This window comes from Planctopirus hydrillae (assembly GCF_001707835.1).
Taxonomy (GTDB): domain Bacteria; phylum Planctomycetota; class Planctomycetia; order Planctomycetales; family Planctomycetaceae; genus Planctopirus; species Planctopirus hydrillae.
In genome coordinates, this window is record NZ_LYDR01000068.1 from 1 (window position 1) to 305 (window position 305).

The 305-nt window shown below is 64.3% G+C and carries 1 protein-coding gene; it reads right to left on the reverse strand.

The window, feature by feature from the left end; genetic code table 11:
• On the reverse strand, positions 1-305 hold a 305-nt coding region (locus A6X21_RS09700; RefSeq protein ID WP_205847447.1), incomplete at both ends, for an NADH-quinone oxidoreductase subunit H.

Consider the following 305-nt stretch of genomic DNA (forward strand, 5'->3'; position numbering starts at 1 on the left):
GAACATCCAGATCGCGCCGTCGGGCAGCCCGGGGATGGGCGACAGCCAGCCGCCGAAGAACAGCAGCGAGATCAGCGCGCACATCAGCCAGATGGCGATGTATTCGCCGGCCATGAACAGAAGATAGGGCGTCGAGGAATATTCGACCATGTGGCCCGGGACCAGTTCCGATTCCGCCTCGGCCAGGTCGAAGGGCGGGCGGTTGGTTTCGGCCAGCGCGCTGATGAAGAACAGCACCAGCATCGGCAGATGCGGCAGCCAGTACCAGCCGAGCATCCCCCAGCCGTTGCGCTGGCTTTCGACGA